Source organism: Stappia sp. ICDLI1TA098, from assembly GCF_054880955.1.
The window spans coordinates 1-15,886 of the sequence record NZ_JBTZBT010000003.1 but is presented as its reverse complement, the minus strand read 5'-3'; the positions used below and the strand labels follow the sequence as shown (position 1 = coordinate 15,886).

The following is a 15,886-nucleotide window of genomic DNA, read 5'->3' as shown; positions in this document are numbered from 1 at the left end:
TTTGAAATGAGCTATGTGACAGGGGTTGTCATGGCGGTGCCGGAAGCCCGAAAGGAGGCGTTCCGCGCCCACGCGCAGGCGGCGGCAAAGCTGTTTCTCGAATTCGGCGCGACCAGGGTGACGGAGTGCTGGGGCGACGACGTGCCGGAGGGAAAGGTCACCGATTTTCGCGGCGCGGTGAAAGCGGAGGAGGGCGAGGTCGTTGTCTTCAGCTGGATGGAGTTTCCGTCCAGGGAGGTTCGAGATGCGGCCCTCGAGAAGATGATGAGCGATCCGCGCATGGGGGAGATCGGCGAGATGCCATTCGACGGCAAGCGCATGATCTTCGGCGGGTTCGAGGGGCTGGTCGACCTGCGGGCCTGATCAGAAGTCGCGCTGCACGCGCACCAGGGTCACAAACTGGTTGCCGTCGGCAAGGCCGGCGGCGCGATAGTCGACATTGCGGAACTCGCCCTCGAGGCCGATCGCAAGACCTGCGACCGGTCGCCACTCGATGTTGCCGTTTACGCCGATCTGGCGGAAGTCGTAGGCCTGCCCGAGCGCATCGACCTTGTGCCAGCCGCCTTCCAGGTTGGCCGCCCAATGGGCGTTGAACTCGTGGCGGAGGCCGGCGACCAGGTTCCAGGTGGTGGTCAGCTTGGTGCGGGCGCCATCGGTGATCGCATCGGAGATGCGTCCGTCCCAGCTGTCCACCGCATAACGGCTCGCGCCATGGGTGTAGATGGCCTGCAGCATCAGGCGGTCCTTCGGGCCGATCACCGGCAGCTTCACCTCGACGCCCGCGCCAAGCGCGTAGCCGATGCGGGTTTTGCCGGGACCGGCTGCAAACATCACCTGGTGCAGTGCGCCCATCGCCTGTGCGCCACCCCAGTCGCCATCATGCTTGAGCCTGGCGACGATGTCGGGCATGCGCGGCCCACCGGAGGCGATCACGGTGGCTGGTGCGCCGAGCTGGACGAGATTGGTGCGGCGCTTGGAATTGTCCTCAATCGCGAGCGTCGCGCTCAGGCCGTCGGCAAGCTCGCCGGTATAGGAGACCGACCACAGCTTGGTGTTGGAATAGTCGGTGAAGATTGCGCCATAGGCATAACCCGTCCAATAGTCCCAGACGGACTGGGTCTTGCCGATGGTGAAACCGCCAAGCGAGATGAAGGCATGGTCGATGCCGACGGTCGTCGTGGCCGTTGCACCGCTGTCGGCGGTCAGAAACGCTTCCACATAGGTTCGCAGCAGGCCGTATTCCGTGTCACTGCGGCTGTCGAAGCGGGCATAGCCGCGCGCCCGCGTCTGGGTGGAATTGTCGGTGCGGTCATCCCAGGCACTGGCCATGTCGCCGAAGCCCCGCACCCGGTATTCGGCACGCACCCGGCCGCTGATACGCAGGCAGGTCTGGGTTCCAGGCACGTAGAAGAAGCCACTGCCATAGGCGTCGCAGACGCGCACATAGTCGACGGGTTCGACCTGCGTGGGCGAAGCTCCGGCCGCGCCGGCGTTCTCCCCGGCACCGGCCAGGAAAAGGGCTGCAAGGCTCACGGCGATGCTGTGGCGGGTGGTCATGGCAGTTGCTCCTTCTGGCCCTGGAGGGGGAGGGTTCAAGTCTGGCAAGGTGCTGAGACACGCATGTGGCAGCGGGGGACGGTGGCCCCTGGCTCCGTCTGATCGGGTGCGCTGGTCAGCAGTTCAGGAATTCGACAAGCCGGGCGGAGGTCTCGTCCGGTGCCTCGAGCGTCGGCAGATGGCCGCAGTTGGCGATGATCTCGAGCCGGCTGCCGGCGATGCGCTCTTGCATTTCACGCGCGCGTTCCGGCGGGGTCAGCCGGTCGCCATCGCCGACGACGATCATCGTCGGGCAGGTGATCGCCGACAGCCCCGGGCGGGAATCGATCCGGCCCATGATCGCCGCCTGCTGGCGGGCAAAGGCCTCGGCTCCGGTGTCGCGGGCCATGGCGAAGACGGTGGCGCGCAGGCCGGCATCGTTCTCGTGGCGCTCATGCACGAAGAGCGGGAACAGGGCGCCGATCACGTCGTCGAAGCGCCCGGCGGCCGCAAGCGCGACCTGACGCTTGCGGTTTTCCGTCTGTTCGGGCGCATCGGCGCGCGCGGCGGTGTCGAGCAGGACAAGCCTGGCGACCCGCTCCGGCGCCTGGCGCAGGACCTCCATGGCGACATAACCGCCCATGGAAAGCCCGGCGAGGGCAAAGCGGGGCGGGGCGTTTTCGAGCAGGCGCGCGGCGATGGCCGGGATCGTGTCGTCGCTGCGGTGATCGGCCACGTCGATCGTCATGCCATCGGCGGACAGGGCCGCGATCTGCGGGGCGTAGAGCGCCCGGGTGCAAAGCAGGCCCGGGACGAGGACAAGCGGATCCATCGGCATTTTGTCCTTCGGTTCAGGTGCGGTCGCGGCCGAAGAGCATCATGTAGTTGACGTCCATGTCGCGGGAACGGTTCCAGCTGTCGGCCAGCGGATTGAAGCTGACGCCGCAGCGGTCGAGCGGGATCAGGCCAGCCTCGGTCAGCGGACCCTCGATCTCGGCGGGACGCACGAGCTTCTCGTAGGTGTGGGTGCCCTTCGGCAGCCAGCCAAGCACATATTCCGCGCCGACGATGGCCAGCGTATAGGCCTTGAGCGTGCGGTTGATGGTGGCCATGAACATGATGCCGCCGGGCTTCACCAGCTTCGCGCAGGCGGAGAGATAGAGCGGCACGTCGGAGACGTGTTCGACCACCTCCATGTTCAGCACGACATCGAATTGCTCGCCTGCCGCGGCCAGGTCCTCGGCCGTCGTCGCGCGGTAGTCGATGGGGAGGCCGGACTGGGCGGCATGCAGTCGGGCGACCTCGATGTTGGTCGCCGATGCGTCGGCGCCGACGACCTCGGCGCCGAGCCGGGCCATCGGTTCGCACAGGAGGCCTCCGCCGCAGCCGATGTCGAGCAGGCGAAGCCCCTTGAACGCATCGGAGGCGCGGTCGTCGGCGCCGAAACGGGCGCAGACCTGCTCCTTGATGTAGCCGAGACGCACGGGATTGAACTTGTGTAGCGGCCGGAACTTGCCCGCCGGGTCCCACCATTCGGCCGCCATGGCGGAAAAGCGGTCGACTTCCGCCTGATCGATGGTGCTTGCCCGCTCCGTGTCGGTGGCGGGTGCGCTGTCGGTGTTGCTTGTGCTGGCGGGGGTCATGCTGCGGTCCTTATCCTGCCTCGCTGACAGGTCGAACGTCCCGGGGGCTTTGTCAAGCATGGCTGTTGCGATCCCTCGTCGCAATCTGTATGGATTGCGCCGATCCGGGAAGGTGGTTTCCTTGCCGCCTATCCTTCTACAGATGTTCGAGATCTCGCGAAGCACCCCATGGCCCGACTGGTTCTCAAGTTCGGCGGTACGTCCGTCGCAAACCTGGAGCGTATCCGCAACGCGGCGCGCCATGTGAAACGCGAGGTGGAGGCCGGCCACCAGGTGGCCGTCGTCGTCTCGGCGATGGCGGGTGAGACCAACCGGCTCGTCGGCCTGTGCCGCGAGGCCTCGGCGATGCACGACGCGCGCGAGTATGACGCGATCGTTTCCTCCGGCGAGCAGGTGACGAGCGGACTGCTTGCCATCGTGCTTCAGGACATGGGCATCGAGGCGCGTTCCTGGCAGGGCTGGCAGATCGCGCTGAAGACTGATTCCCAGCATGGCGCGGCCCGCATCACCGATGTCGAGTCGGATCTGCTGATCCAGCGGCTGGAGATGGGGCAGGTGGCGGTGGTCGCCGGCTTCCAGGGCGTGGCGCCCGACAACCGCATCGCGACGCTCGGGCGCGGCGGCTCCGACACCAGCGCGGTGGCGCTGGCGGCCGCGATCGGCGCTGACCGCTGCGATATCTACACCGACGTGGACGGGGTCTACACCACCGACCCGCGCATCGTGCCCAAGGCGCGCAGGCTTGACCGCATCGCCTTCGAGGAGATGCTGGAAATGGCCTCGCTCGGCGCCAAGGTGCTGCAGGTGCGCTCGGTCGAGATGGCCATGGTTCATGGTGTGCGCACCTTCGTGCGCTCCAGCTTCGACGACCCGGATGCGCCGCAGCTCGGCGCGGGCGGACTGCCGCCGGGCACTCTCATCTGCGACGAGGACGAGATCGTGGAACAGCAAGTCGTTACCGGGATTGCCTTTGCCAAGGACGAGGCACAGGTGTCCATCCGCAACGTTGCCGACAAGCCGGGCGTGGCCAGCGCCGTGTTCGGCTCGCTGGCCGACGCGAGCATCAACGTCGACATGATCGTCCAGAACATCTCGCCGGACGGGCGCACCACCGACATCACCTTCACGGTGCCGGAAAGCGACTATGATCGCGCCTTCACGGTGCTGCGGGAAAACAAGGATGCGATCGGCTACCAGGCCATCGAGGGCGCGCGCGACGTGGTCAAGGTTTCGGTGATCGGCATCGGCATGCGCTCCCACGCGGGCATCGCCGCGCGCTGTTTCCAGGGGCTGGCGGAGAAGGGCATCAACATCCGCGCGATCACTACATCCGAGATCAAGATCTCGGTTCTCATCGATTCCGCCTATACCGAGCTTGCGGTGCGGACTCTCCATTCGCTATACGATCTGGACGGGTAAGCGGACGGTCGGCCCCATGGCCTTCGTCCCCACCGGGTGCGGCGCTCCTGTCGTGCCCGCGCCCGGGCCGGTGATGCGGAAAGGGCTTGAAGGGTGATGCGGAGCACTCTCGCAGGGCCGCGCGTTCTGCTTCGGCGCCTCCGTGAGGTCATGGCGGAGCCGATCAACGCGCAGGAGCGGCTCGACAAGATTGTCGTGCTGATCGCGGCGAACGTGGTCGCCGAGGTGTGCTCGGTCTATATCCTGCGCGCCGACGGCGTGCTGGAACTCTATGCCACCGAAGGCCTCAACCGCGACGCGGTCCACAAGACCAGCCTCAAGGTGGGCGAGGGTCTCGTTGGCTTGATCGCGACGGACGCCCGCCCGCTCAACCTGCCCAACGCCCAGGCCCATCCCGCCTTCGCCTATCGCCCGGAAACGGGCGAGGAAGCCTATAATTCCTTCCTCGGCGTGCCGATCCTGCGCGCCGGGCGGACGTTGGGCGTGCTCGTCGTCCAGAATCAGTCTCACCGGACCTATTTCGAGGATGAGGTCGAGGCGCTGCAGACCACGGCGATGGTGATCGCCGAAATGGTCGCCGCCGGCGAACTCGAGGCCATCGTCCAGCAGGGCACGAAGCTCGATCTGTCGCGGCCGATGCACTTTCAGGGCGTGGCGCTGTCGGATGGCGTCGGTCTCGGCCACGTGGTGCTGCACGAGCCGCGCGTCGTCGTTACCAACCTTATCGCCGAGGACGCCGGCGTCGAGCTCGAGCGGCTGGAACGGGCGATCAACCGTCTGCGGATCTCGCTCGACGATCTGCTCAATTCCGGCGACATGGCCCCAAGCGGCGAGCACCGCGACGTGCTCGAGGCCTATCGCATGTTCGCCCATGATCGTGGCTGGATCCACAAGATCGAGGAGGCGATCAACAACGGCCTGACGGCCGAGGCCGCCGTGGAGAAGGTCCAGTCGGACACACGGGCGCGCATGATGCGCCAGACCGACCCCTATCTGCGCGAGCGGCTGCATGATCTCGACGATCTCGCCCATCGGCTGATCCGCGAGCTGATGGGCCGCAAGCACGGGCCCGTGCACGATGGCCTGCCGCAGGACGCGGTGATCGTGGCGCGCAACATGGGTGCGGCGGAACTGCTCGACTACGGTCGTGACCGGATTCGCGCCGTGGCGCTCGAGGAGGGCGGGCCGACCAGCCACGTCACCATCGTCGCGCGGGCACTGGGCATTGCCGCCGTCGGTCTGGCCGAGAACCTGGTGAGCCTGGCCGAATCGGGCGATGCGGTGATCGTCGACGGCGAGAGCGGGCAGGTCTATCTGCGCCCGGCCTCCGACATCGAGAATGCCTATGCGGAGAAGGTGCGCTTCCGCGCCCGCCGCCAGGCGCAGTACCGGCGGTTGCGCAACAAGCCGGCGGTGACGCGCGACGGCGTGGAGATGTCGCTTCAGCTCAACGCCGGCTTGCTGGTCGACCTTCCGGCGATGTCGGAGTCGGGCGCATCCGGGGTCGGCCTGTTCCGCACCGAGCTGCAGTTCATGGTCGCCTCGTCCTTTCCGCGGATGAGCGAGCAGACCGACTACTACCGGCAGGTGATCGAGGCGGCTGGCGGGCGGCCCGTGACCTTCCGCACGCTCGATATCGGCGGCGACAAGGTGCTCCCCTATCTGCGGGCGATCCAGGAGGAAAACCCGGCCATGGGCTGGCGGGCGATCCGTTTCGGGCTTGACCGCCCGGGCGTGCTGCGCACCCAGATCCGCGCGTTGCTCCATGCCTCCGCCGGGCGGGACCTGAAGATCATGTTCCCGATGGTCGCTGAGGTGAGCGAGTTCCGCCGTGCGCGCTCCGTTGTCGAACGCGAGATCGCCCATCTCAGGCGGCATGGACACCCGCTGCCCGAGCGGTTGCAGCTCGGCGTGATGATCGAGGTGCCCTCGCTTCTCTTCCAGCTCGATGAACTCTTCGGTCTGGTCGACTTCGCCTCGATCGGCTCGAACGACCTCTTCCAGTTCTTCAACGCGGTTGATCGTGGCAACACCCGGGTCGCCGGGCGCTTCGACACGATGAGCCCGGCCTTTCTCCGGGCGCTCAAGCACATCGTCGACACGGCCGCGCGCCACGACACGCCGGTCACGCTTTGCGGCGAGATCGCCGGCCGGCCGCTCGAGGCGATGGCGTTGGCCGCCCTCGGCTACCGGAATCTCTCCATGTCCGCCTCCGCCCTCGGGCCGGTCAAGGCCATGGTGCGCGGGCTTGACCTTGGCAAGGTGACGGAGCAGGTGCTGCCGCTGGTTGCCGAGCCGGGCGAGCTGGACAGCCTGCGCGAGACCTTGCGCAAGCTGGCGACGGACATCGATATCCCGCTCTAGCGCGCGCCTTCAGGATACGCGGAAGTGCTGCCGCCTGCGGGGCGCCGGGTCCGAGCCGCCGCGTCGGGACATCACGACACCGAAACATCGAAACGCAAGGGACTGCAGCAACGCATGATATCGGCGGACAAACTCGAAGGCCTGTTGTCGCGCGTCGCGGAAATCGAGCACGGGATGACCCAGAACCCGGACGCGGAGACCTATGTCCGGCTGTCGCGCGACTATGCCGAGCTCGAGCCGCTGGCCGCGCGTGTGCGGGCGCTGCTGCAGGCGCAGGAGGAGCTTGCCGGCGTCAAGGCGATGATCGCCGACCCCGAGGCCGATGCGGAGATGCGGGCGCTTGCCGAGGACGAGCGGACAGCGCTCGAGGAGACGGTCGAGGATCTGGCCCAGGCCGTGCGGATCGGCTTCCTGCCGCGCGATTCCGCCGATGCGCGCAACGTCATCCTCGAGGTGCGCGCAGGCACCGGCGGTGACGAGGCGGCGCTGTTCGCCGGCACCCTCTTTCGCATGTACCAGCGCTATGCCCAGCTTCGCGGCTGGAAGGTGGAGATCGTCTCGGCCAGCGAGGGCGAGGTCGGCGGCTTCAAGGAGGTCATCGCCTCGGTCTCGGGCGAGCGCGTCTTCGAGCGGCTCAAGTTCGAGTCGGGCGTGCACCGGGTGCAGCGGGTGCCGGAAACCGAATCCGGTGGGCGCATTCATACCTCCGCCGCCACCGTCGCCGTGCTTCCCCAGGCTGAGGACGTCGATGTCGACATTGCCGACAGCGATCTGCGGATCGACACGTTCCGCGCTTCGGGCGCGGGTGGCCAGCATGTCAACACCACCGATTCAGCGGTGCGCATCACGCATATTCCGACCGGCGTGGTCGTCGCCGTGCAGGACGAGCGCTCGCAGCACAAGAACAAGGCCAAGGCCATGCAGGTGTTGCGCACGCGCATCTTCGACGCCGAGCGGGCGCGGCTCGCCAGCGAGCGTACCGAGGCGCGGCGGTTACAGGTCGGTTCCGGCGACCGGTCGGAGCGGATCCGCACCTATAATTTCCCGCAAGGTCGGCTGACGGACCATCGCATCGGACTGACCCTCTACAAGCTCGAGGAAGTCCTGTCCGGCGAGGCGCTCGACGAGGTGATCGACGCGCTGGTGCTCGATCACCAGGCGACGCTGCTTACCGCCGAGGGCCTGTGACGGTGCCGGCCGCGGCGGAGCCACCGCTTCCCGCGACGCTGGGCGCGGCGGCACGCGCACTGCGTGCCCGGTTCGCGCAGGCCGGTATCGCCGATGCCGCGTTGGAGGCGCGTCTCCTCGTCGCTGCGGCAAGCGAACTCGAGCCTCAGGACGTGGTGCTGGATCCGGATCGAAAGATCGACGCGGCGGCGGGCGCGCGGCTCGCGCGGTTTCTCGACGCCCGGCTTGCGGGCATGCCGGTGGGCCGTATCCTTGGCCAGCGCGAGTTCTGGGGCCTGAGCTTCCGGCTCTCCGCCGACACGCTGGAGCCGCGACCGGACACGGAAACGCTGGTGGAAGCCGCGCTCGAGTGGGTCGACGCGACGGGCGGACGCGCTCGCCGCCTGCGCCTTGCCGACATTGGCACGGGAACCGGTGCGATTGCCGTGGCGCTCCTGCACGAACTGCCGAATGCCGTCGCGCTCGCCTGCGACCTCTCCGCAAACGCGCTTTCGAGTGCGCGCGAAAACGCCCGCTCGCATGGGGTCGGCGACAGGCTTCTCTGCTTTCAGGGTGATTTCGCCGCCGCGCTGGCGCCCGGTCTGGACCTTGTCCTCTCCAATCCGCCCTATATCGCGCTGGGGGAAGCGGAGGCGCTTGCGCGCGAGGTTCGTCTGCACGATCCGGCGCTGGCGCTCTTTGCCGGAGACGACGGCCTCGACGCCTATCGGGCGATCCTGCCGGACGCGGCGCGGGCGCTGTGCCGCAATGGCGCCTTGTTTGTCGAAATCGGCTGGCGCCAGGGCGCGGACGTGAGCGACCTTCTCGTTGCGGCTGGTTTCGAGGAAGTGACGTTGCGTCAAGATCTTGCGGGTAGGGACAGGGTCCTGGGAGGGGTTGGTGTGGCAAAAACACGCCAACCCGCCAGCTTGTGAAAAAGAAGCTTGGAAAAGCGTTCGGAACCGGCTAGTTTCAGCTCGCCGAGGCCCGACGGGGGTGGCATCGTGATCGACGGGTCGGCGGATCGAGGTCTCCTCAGAGATTTTTCGTTTCGGCCGAACACCGCATCGCGCGGCATTTACCGGCCGTCTACGAAGATGCACCGACGACCTTCAGGTCTGGGACTAGCTCGGCACTGGTCTGTTCAAGAAGAACCTTTCAGGATTCCGGAAAGATCGGTGCGATAGCACCGTGCGTATTCCGTACCCAATCGGCTTGTTCCGACCGCGCAACATCGACTCGTTCCGTTGCGTTTCATGGCGCCGGCACCCCTCGGGCGGCCGGACTGTTTTGACTGGCCTACGCCGGTCGCCGTTCGTGAGAGAAAACGGCAGAATGAGACCAGGAAATCAGAACAACAACAAGCGCCTCCGGGGGCGGGGTGGCCGCAAGGGACCGAATCCCCTTTCGCGATCCTATGAGTCCAACGGCCCGGACGTGAAGATCCGCGGCACCGCGCATCACATCGCCGAGAAGTACCAGCAGCTCGCGCGTGACGCGTCCGCCGCCGGTGATCGGGTGATGTCGGAGAACTATTTCCAGCACGCGGAGCACTATCTGCGCATCATCGCCTCGGCACAGCAGAGCATGCACCAGCCGGTGGTTCTGCCGCGCGGCGAGGACGAGCTCGACGAGATGGACGAGCAGGAGGAGCGTTCGGAACGAAGCGAGCGCGCCGAGCGGAGCGAACGCAACGAACGCCGCGACCGGGATCGGGATAGAGACCGTGATCGCGATCGCGACCGGGATGCGTCCGCCGATGCCAAGCCTGTGATGCCGATGGACGCACCGCAGCCTTTCGTCGATGCGATGCCCGTGCTGAACGGCAAGTCCGGACCGGCGGTCGCCAAGGATGACGGCGAGAGCAAGTCCGACGATGCCGCAGGCGATGACGATGCCGGCGGACGCCGCCGGGCGCGTGGCGCCCGGGGTCGTGGAATGCGCCGGACGCGCGCCAGCCTGGGCGATGAGGGTCGTTCCGAGGCCGGTCCGGCCGATGCCGCGGACAGCCCTGCATCGCCAGCCCCCTCCGAGGCAAAGGCCGAGACGGCCGGTGAGCCCTCCGGCGACGAGGGGGAGGTGAAGAAGCCGCGCACCCGTCGTGCGCCGCGGGCCCGCAAGACCGAGAGCCCCGAGGCTCCGGCGGCCAGCGACGCCTGACAAAGAAACATCTTCGGCCCGTTAGCGGGCCGGAGTGCCGGCTGCAGGGCTGGCATGATGCGACATCGAGAAGGGACCGCGCCTGGCGTGGTCCCTTTTTTCGTGCCGAGGCTTGCTTTGCTCTTTTGTTGTCGAAATGCAACACTATATGCAGAGGGCGGCCAAGACAGGGCCGTGCGGGTGCCGGCTCGGGCCCGCAGTCCGAAAAGGCGATCTCGCTTCGGGTGATCGCCGGATCAGGAGGTCACAGAATGAATTTCGAAAAATACACCGAACGCGCCCGCGGCTTTGTTCAGTCCGCGCAGAGCTACGCGCTCGGCCAGTCTCACCAGCAGTTCACGCCGGAACACCTGCTCAAGGTGCTTCTCGACGATCCGGAAGGCATGGCCTCCGGGTTGATCCAGCGCGCTGGCGGTCGTCCCGCCGACATAGCCACGGCCAATGATGCCGCGCTTGCCGCCATGGCCAAGGTCTCCGGCGGCAGCGGTCAGCTCTATCTCGCCCCCGCGCTGGCGCGGGTGTTCGAGCAGGCCGAGAAGATCGCCGAGAAGGCGGGCGACTCGTTTGTCACCGTCGAGCGGCTGCTTCTGGCGCTGGCCATGAGTTCCGACTGCGATGCCGGCAAGGCGCTGGCGCGTGGCGGGCTGACGCCTGCCTCGCTCAACGAGGCGATCAACGCGTTGCGCAAGGGCCGCACCGCCGACAGTGCCACGGCCGAAAACCAGTATGACGCGCTGAAGAAATATAGCCGCGACCTGACCCAGGCAGCGCGCGACGGCAAGCTCGACCCGGTCATCGGCCGGGACGACGAGATCCGGCGCACGATGCAGGTTCTGTCGCGTCGCACCAAGAACAACCCGGTGCTGATCGGCGAGCCGGGCGTCGGCAAGACCGCGATCGCGGAAGGGCTGGCGCTGCGGATCGTCAATGGCGACGTCCCGGAGAGCCTGCGCGACAAGAAGTTGCTTGCGCTCGACATGGGGTCGCTGATCGCCGGCGCGAAATATCGCGGTGAGTTCGAGGAGCGGCTGAAGGCCGTTCTTTCCGAAGTCGAATCGGCGGCGGGCGGCATCATCCTCTTCATCGACGAGATGCACACGCTGGTCGGCGCCGGCAAGGCGGACGGGGCAATGGATGCCTCCAACCTGCTGAAGCCCGCACTGGCGCGCGGCGAGTTGCACTGCGTCGGTGCCACCACGCTCGACGAGTACCGCAAGCATGTGGAGAAGGACGCGGCGTTGGCCCGTCGCTTCCAGCCGATCTTCGTGTCCGAGCCGACGGTGGAGGACACGATCTCGATCCTGCGCGGCCTGAAGGAGAAGTACGAGCTGCACCATGGCGTGCGGATCACGGATTCGGCCGTTGTCGCGGCGGCGACCCTGTCCAACCGCTACATCACCGACCGTTTCCTGCCCGACAAGGCCATCGATCTGGTGGACGAGGCGGCAAGCCGACTGCGGATGCAGGTCGACAGCAAGCCGGAGGAACTCGACGAACTCGACCGGCGCATCATCCAGCTGAAGATCGAGCGCGAGGCGCTGAAGAAGGAGACCGACGCGGCCGCCCGTGACCGGCTGGAGCGGCTCGAGGGTGAGCTTGCCGGGCTTGAGGAAGAGTCCGACGCGCTCACCGCCCGCTGGCAGGGCGAGAAGGAGAAGCTCTCCTCCGAGCAGAAGCTGAAGGAACAGCTCGAGGCCGCGCGCATCGACCTGGAGAAGGCGCAGCGTACCGGCGATCTGGCTAAGGCCGGGGAGCTCGCCTATGGCGTCATCCCGGATCTGGAGCGGAAGCTTGCCGAGGCCGATGCGAAGGAAGCCGTCGCGGGCGCCATGGTCGAGGAGGCGGTGACCACTGACCACATCGCCCAGGTGGTGTCGCGTTGGACCGGTATTCCGGTCGACAAGATGCTCGAGGGCCAGCGCGACAAGCTGCTGCGCATGGAGGATGAACTGGCCCGCCGCGTGGTCGGCCAGGAAGAGGCCGTGCACGCCATCTCGACCGCCGTGCGGCGCGCCCGCGCCGGCCTGCAGGACCCGAACCGGCCGATCGGCTCGTTCCTGTTCCTCGGTCCGACCGGCGTCGGCAAGACGGAGCTCACCAAGGCGCTGGCGTCGTTCCTCTTTGACGACGAAACCGCGATGGTGCGTCTCGACATGTCGGAATACATGGAGAAGCACTCCGTCTCCCGGCTGATCGGCGCGCCTCCGGGCTACGTTGGTTACGAGGAGGGCGGCGCGCTCACCGAGGCCGTGCGCCGTCGGCCCTATCAGGTCGTCCTCTTCGACGAGATCGAGAAGGCCCATGGCGATGTCTTCAACGTGCTTTTGCAGGTGCTTGATGACGGTCGTCTGACGGATGGCCAGGGGCGGACGGTCGACTTCCGCAACACTCTGATCATCCTGACCTCGAACCTGGGCTCGGAATATCTTGTCGCCCAGCCGGACGGCGAGGATTCCTCGGCGGTTCGCGATCAGGTGATGGCGGTGGTTCGCTCGGCCTTCCGGCCGGAGTTCCTGAACCGGCTTGACGACCAGATCCTGTTCCATCGGCTGCAGCGCTCGCAGATGGCGGCCATCGTCGACATCCAGCTCAAGCGGCTGCAGGGACTGCTGGTCGACCGCAAGATCGAGCTCGCGCTCGATGACAGCGCGCGCGGCTGGCTGGCGGATCGCGGTTACGATCCGGCATATGGCGCGCGTCCGCTGAAGCGGGTGATCCAGCGTCAGGTGCAGGACCCGCTGGCCGAGCTCATCCTGGCCGGGAAGGTCACCGACGGGGCGCTGGTGGAAGTGTCCGCCGGCTCCGACCGCCTGCTCTTCACCGTTGCGGGCGAAAAGGTCGCCGCTGCCTGAGGCAGAGCGCGGCCCTGGCTGCATAAAAGAAAACCCCGGACGGTCACCCGTCCGGGGTTTTTCGTTTTCGCGGAGCCGCGCGGGCGGTGCCGGCGGTCTATTTCTCTCCGAGCGAGGCCACGCGGGCGGTGCCGGCGGTCTATTTCTCTCCGAGCGAGGCCACGCGGGAGGGGCCGGTCGCCCGCTCGATCAGGGTGTCGATACGCGAACGCTCGCGGTTGAAGGCCTCGAGCATCTCTCCGTCGAGGGTGCGTCCGCGCGGTAGGCGGATACGCATGGGATCGACGAAGCGGCCATTGACCTTGACCTCGTAGTGGAGATGGGCGCCCGTCGACAGGCCGCTCGAACCGACGCGGCCGATCACCTGGCCCTGGCGGACGCGGACACCGTCGCGAATTCCGTCGGCGAAGCTCGACTGGTGGCTGTAGGTGGTCGTGTAGCCGTTGGCGTGCTGGATTTCGGTATGGCGGCCGTAGCCGGACATCCAGTCCGCGCGGACGATCACACCATCGCCGGCGGCCATGATCGCCGTGCCGCGCGGGGCCGACCAGTCGACGCCGTTGTGCGGGCGCATGACGCCAACGATCGGGTGGCGGCGCAGGCCGAAGCCGGAGCTGAACCGGCCGCCGGCGACCGGCTTGCGCATCAGGAACTTCTTCGCGCTCTTGCCGGTCTCGTCATAGAAATCGACGGACGTGTCGTCGGGCGTGCGGAAACGGTAGAAGCGGCGTGTGGTGCCGCCGGTCGTCAGCGCCGTATAGAGGATCTCGGCGGGTGCTTCCGCATCGTCCTGTTCGAGGCTGTAGAAGATCTCCAGCGTGTCGCCTGGCTTGACCCGCGCCTTGAAGTCAACGTCGAAGGAAAAGATCCGGACCAGGTCGGCGATGAGCTCTGGCTTGACGTCCTGCTCCAGCGCGGTCTGATACAGGCTGTCGTAGAGCGTCGGGGTGGTTCCTGCGTAGCCAACCCGATCTGCCTCTGCGAACGCATCGGCCAGGAAGGTGTCCGGCGCCTCGGCCGGGATGAAGTCGCCGGTGTCCGACCGGGCGACGGTCGCCTGATGCTCGGTGTCGGTATAGAGGCTGATGCGCTGCGGCTGCATGCGCTCGCTGTCGTCGCGCGCCGGGGCCAGCGCGATGCGCACGCGCTGGCCGGGCTCGATCTTTTCGATGCCGAACTCGCGGGCGAAGGCATCGGAAATGGCGTTGGCCTCGCTCTCGCTGGCGGAATTGTCGAGAAGGGTCTCCGCGAGCGTCAGCTCTCCGGTAACCGGAACGATTTTCTCCTCCATGCCGGCAAAGCCTTCCGGCGTGTCGTTCTTGGAGACGAAGGAGACATTTTCCGGCGTGATGCGCACCGACAGGCGTGACAGATCCGGCTGCTGAGCCAGGTTGAAATCGAAGCGACCGGGATCGATGACCGGTCCGGCTGCCGCGTCGATGGCATTGCCGGACAGGAAGCGCGCGGACTGGCGCACGAACTGCTCGATCTCGAGCTCCTGATAACCGGCGTCGGTGACGGCATCGGGATCGTCATAGGGAAAATCACGGGAGCTGATCGTCACCTCGCCCTCGACACGGGCATCATAGACCGCGTCGCTGGCGGCGCGGGCCGGGATGATCGTGTTGTCGGAGAAGAGCTTCAGCGGGTTGAAGGGCGGGATCTCCTCCGCCTCCTCGCGCGACTGACGGGTCGCCAGCGTTGCGGTGATGAAGGCATAGGGACGAACCTTGATGTGGTCGCGTCCGTCGAGGCGGTGCACTGTGGAGACGGGGATCACCTGGCGGGAGGAATATTGCGCCGCCGCGCGCGTGACCCGGTCTCCCTTTGCCGAGCCGAGGCCAAGCGGGCGCAGGACGGTTCCGCTGCCCGGCTCGCCGCGCGCGGGGGCGGCGGCAACCTGGTACTGGCCGTCGAGCGCGGCGAAGAGAGCGCCGCCCATCAGCGTCACCGACGTGAAGCCGGTCAGGATCGACCCAGTCAGCCAGCGAAGGCTGACCCGCCGTCTGTCGGGAAGTTGCGCGCGCCCATCATAGACCATGAGGGGCGGTTCATCGCCCAGATCCACGTCGTCGCGTCCGTGCGGTTGTCCGCCTAGATGCATGTCACCCTGCTGTCCCTGCAAACCTGCTTCCGAAGAACCGCCCCTGGTCCTGCCGGTAGCCGCCGAGCCCTGCGCGAAACGCTTGCCCGGTCACCTCGTTGTCGCCGACCTTGTGGTGCGCGCCGGGCGGCCGCCAGGTTTGCGAACCGGCCGGAAGAACCAGCCTGTTCGCAAACCCGACTGTCGCGACGCGGGAAGCGCACGGGTGTCGGTCATCGATCCTGGCGAGCGCACCGATCCGGCCCTTCCGAATGCAGGTGCGCGCGCGAGCTATACTAGGGGCCACGAAGGACAGGAGCAATCCGGCGTATTTGTGGCGCGAGGCGGGAAGGGAGCCGTATGGACGCCGTCCCGGCCTCGCGCCACTGCAGGAGGCGCTGCGTTGTGAGAGGGGGGGAGCAGCCCGAGGGGAATGTCACGCCACTCTGGCGGGCAAGGATCGTGGGGAGGGGGCTCGGCAAAGGGGGTATTGGCCATCTGAGCGCGCGAAAGCGACTGGGTTTGGCGGGCGTGTCGGGGCAGGGGGTTGAGACTTTAGGTTTTGGCTTTGACGCTTGGATGACGTTTTGGGGTTTGTGTTTGAGTGATTTTGGGGGTGGGGCTATCGGGCTTGTTTTGTTGGAGGGATTTTGGTTTTGCGC

Annotated in this window: 11 protein-coding genes; 7 read left to right on the top strand and 4 right to left on the bottom strand. The window is 66.8% G+C overall.

Going from position 1 to position 15,886, the window contains the following annotated elements:
• Positions 1 to 6: 6 nt before the first annotated feature.
• Entirely contained in the window at positions 7 to 363 is a 357-nt protein-coding gene (locus tag ACSLUQ_RS15090; RefSeq protein ID WP_417771687.1) for a DUF1428 domain-containing protein, read from the top strand.
• Here the strand turns inward: ACSLUQ_RS15090 and ACSLUQ_RS15085 are convergent, their stop codons facing one another.
• From ACSLUQ_RS15085 to ubiG, 3 genes are all read right to left on the bottom strand, one after another.
• Positions 364 to 1,557 carry a porin gene (locus ACSLUQ_RS15085; RefSeq protein ID WP_461809003.1) on the bottom strand — a complete coding sequence of 398 codons (1,194 nt, stop codon included), beginning with the start codon at positions 1,555 to 1,557 and terminating at the stop codon, positions 364 to 366.
• A gap of 115 nt (positions 1,558 to 1,672) precedes the next feature.
• A complete protein-coding gene (locus tag ACSLUQ_RS15080) occupies positions 1,673 to 2,368 on the bottom strand; it encodes an alpha/beta fold hydrolase (protein WP_461809002.1) in 696 nt (231 codons plus the stop codon).
• 19 nt (positions 2,369 to 2,387) lie between these two features.
• Entirely contained in the window at positions 2,388 to 3,179 is a 792-nt protein-coding gene (gene ubiG, locus ACSLUQ_RS15075) for a bifunctional 2-polyprenyl-6-hydroxyphenol methylase/3-demethylubiquinol 3-O-methyltransferase UbiG (RefSeq protein ID WP_461809001.1), read from the bottom strand.
• A 168-nt stretch (positions 3,180 to 3,347) separates the two neighbouring features.
• Between ubiG and ACSLUQ_RS15070 the strand changes: the two genes are divergently transcribed.
• The 6 genes from ACSLUQ_RS15070 to clpB all read left to right on the top strand — a co-directional run bounded on the left by ACSLUQ_RS15070 (position 3,348) and on the right by clpB (position 13,141).
• Positions 3,348 to 4,598, top strand: a complete 1,251-nt coding sequence (locus ACSLUQ_RS15070; RefSeq protein WP_417771691.1) for an aspartate kinase — start codon at positions 3,348 to 3,350, stop codon at positions 4,596 to 4,598.
• A 96-nt stretch (positions 4,599 to 4,694) separates the two neighbouring features.
• The gene (gene ptsP / locus ACSLUQ_RS15065) at positions 4,695 to 6,962 is read left to right on the top strand and encodes a phosphoenolpyruvate--protein phosphotransferase (protein ID WP_461809000.1); all 2,268 of its coding nucleotides are present in this window, start codon (positions 4,695 to 4,697) and stop codon (positions 6,960 to 6,962) included.
• Between the two features lie 114 nt (positions 6,963 to 7,076).
• Positions 7,077 to 8,150, top strand: a complete 1,074-nt coding sequence (gene prfA / locus ACSLUQ_RS15060; RefSeq protein WP_461808999.1) for a peptide chain release factor 1 — start codon at positions 7,077 to 7,079, stop codon at positions 8,148 to 8,150.
• Entirely contained in the window at positions 8,147 to 9,064 is a 918-nt protein-coding gene (prmC, locus tag ACSLUQ_RS15055; RefSeq protein ID WP_461808998.1) for a peptide chain release factor N(5)-glutamine methyltransferase, read from the top strand. The genes prfA and prmC overlap by 4 nt, the downstream gene beginning before the upstream one ends.
• A 400-nt stretch (positions 9,065 to 9,464) precedes the next feature.
• Positions 9,465 to 10,289, top strand: coding sequence for a DUF4167 domain-containing protein (locus tag ACSLUQ_RS15050; protein WP_461808997.1), 825 nt, complete (start codon positions 9,465 to 9,467; stop codon positions 10,287 to 10,289).
• A 251-nt stretch (positions 10,290 to 10,540) separates the two neighbouring features.
• Positions 10,541 to 13,141: an ATP-dependent chaperone ClpB gene (clpB, locus tag ACSLUQ_RS15045; protein ID WP_417771696.1), complete on the top strand. Its 2,601-nt coding sequence runs from the start codon at positions 10,541 to 10,543 to the stop codon at positions 13,139 to 13,141.
• Between the two features lie 139 nt (positions 13,142 to 13,280).
• Here the strand turns inward: clpB and ACSLUQ_RS15040 are convergent, their stop codons facing one another.
• Positions 13,281 to 15,245 carry a M23 family metallopeptidase gene (locus tag ACSLUQ_RS15040; RefSeq protein WP_461808996.1) on the bottom strand — a complete coding sequence of 655 codons (1,965 nt, stop codon included), beginning with the start codon at positions 15,243 to 15,245 and terminating at the stop codon, positions 13,281 to 13,283.
• Between the last annotated feature and the right edge of the window lie 641 nt (positions 15,246 to 15,886).

What these genes read in the sequence shown, in the direction of transcription:
- ubiG (WP_461809001.1), bottom strand. Translation starts at nt 3,179, where the DNA reads ATGACCCCCGCCAGCACAAGCAACACCGACAGCGCACCCGCCACCGAC.
- ACSLUQ_RS15080 (WP_461809002.1), bottom strand. Translation starts at nt 2,368, where the DNA reads ATGGATCCGCTTGTCCTCGTCCCGGGCCTGCTTTGCACCCGGGCGCTC.
- ptsP (WP_461809000.1), top strand. Translation starts at nt 4,695, where the DNA reads ATGCGGAGCACTCTCGCAGGGCCGCGCGTTCTGCTTCGGCGCCTCCGT.
- ACSLUQ_RS15040 (WP_461808996.1), bottom strand. Translation starts at nt 15,245, where the DNA reads ATGCATCTAGGCGGACAACCGCACGGACGCGACGACGTGGATCTGGGC.
- prfA (WP_461808999.1), top strand. Translation starts at nt 7,077, where the DNA reads ATGATATCGGCGGACAAACTCGAAGGCCTGTTGTCGCGCGTCGCGGAA.
- ACSLUQ_RS15085 (WP_461809003.1), bottom strand. Translation starts at nt 1,557, where the DNA reads ATGACCACCCGCCACAGCATCGCCGTGAGCCTTGCAGCCCTTTTCCTG.
- ACSLUQ_RS15070 (WP_417771691.1), top strand. Translation starts at nt 3,348, where the DNA reads ATGGCCCGACTGGTTCTCAAGTTCGGCGGTACGTCCGTCGCAAACCTG.
- ACSLUQ_RS15050 (WP_461808997.1), top strand. Translation starts at nt 9,465, where the DNA reads ATGAGACCAGGAAATCAGAACAACAACAAGCGCCTCCGGGGGCGGGGT.
- ACSLUQ_RS15090 (WP_417771687.1), top strand. Translation starts at nt 7, where the DNA reads ATGAGCTATGTGACAGGGGTTGTCATGGCGGTGCCGGAAGCCCGAAAG.
- clpB (WP_417771696.1), top strand. Translation starts at nt 10,541, where the DNA reads ATGAATTTCGAAAAATACACCGAACGCGCCCGCGGCTTTGTTCAGTCC.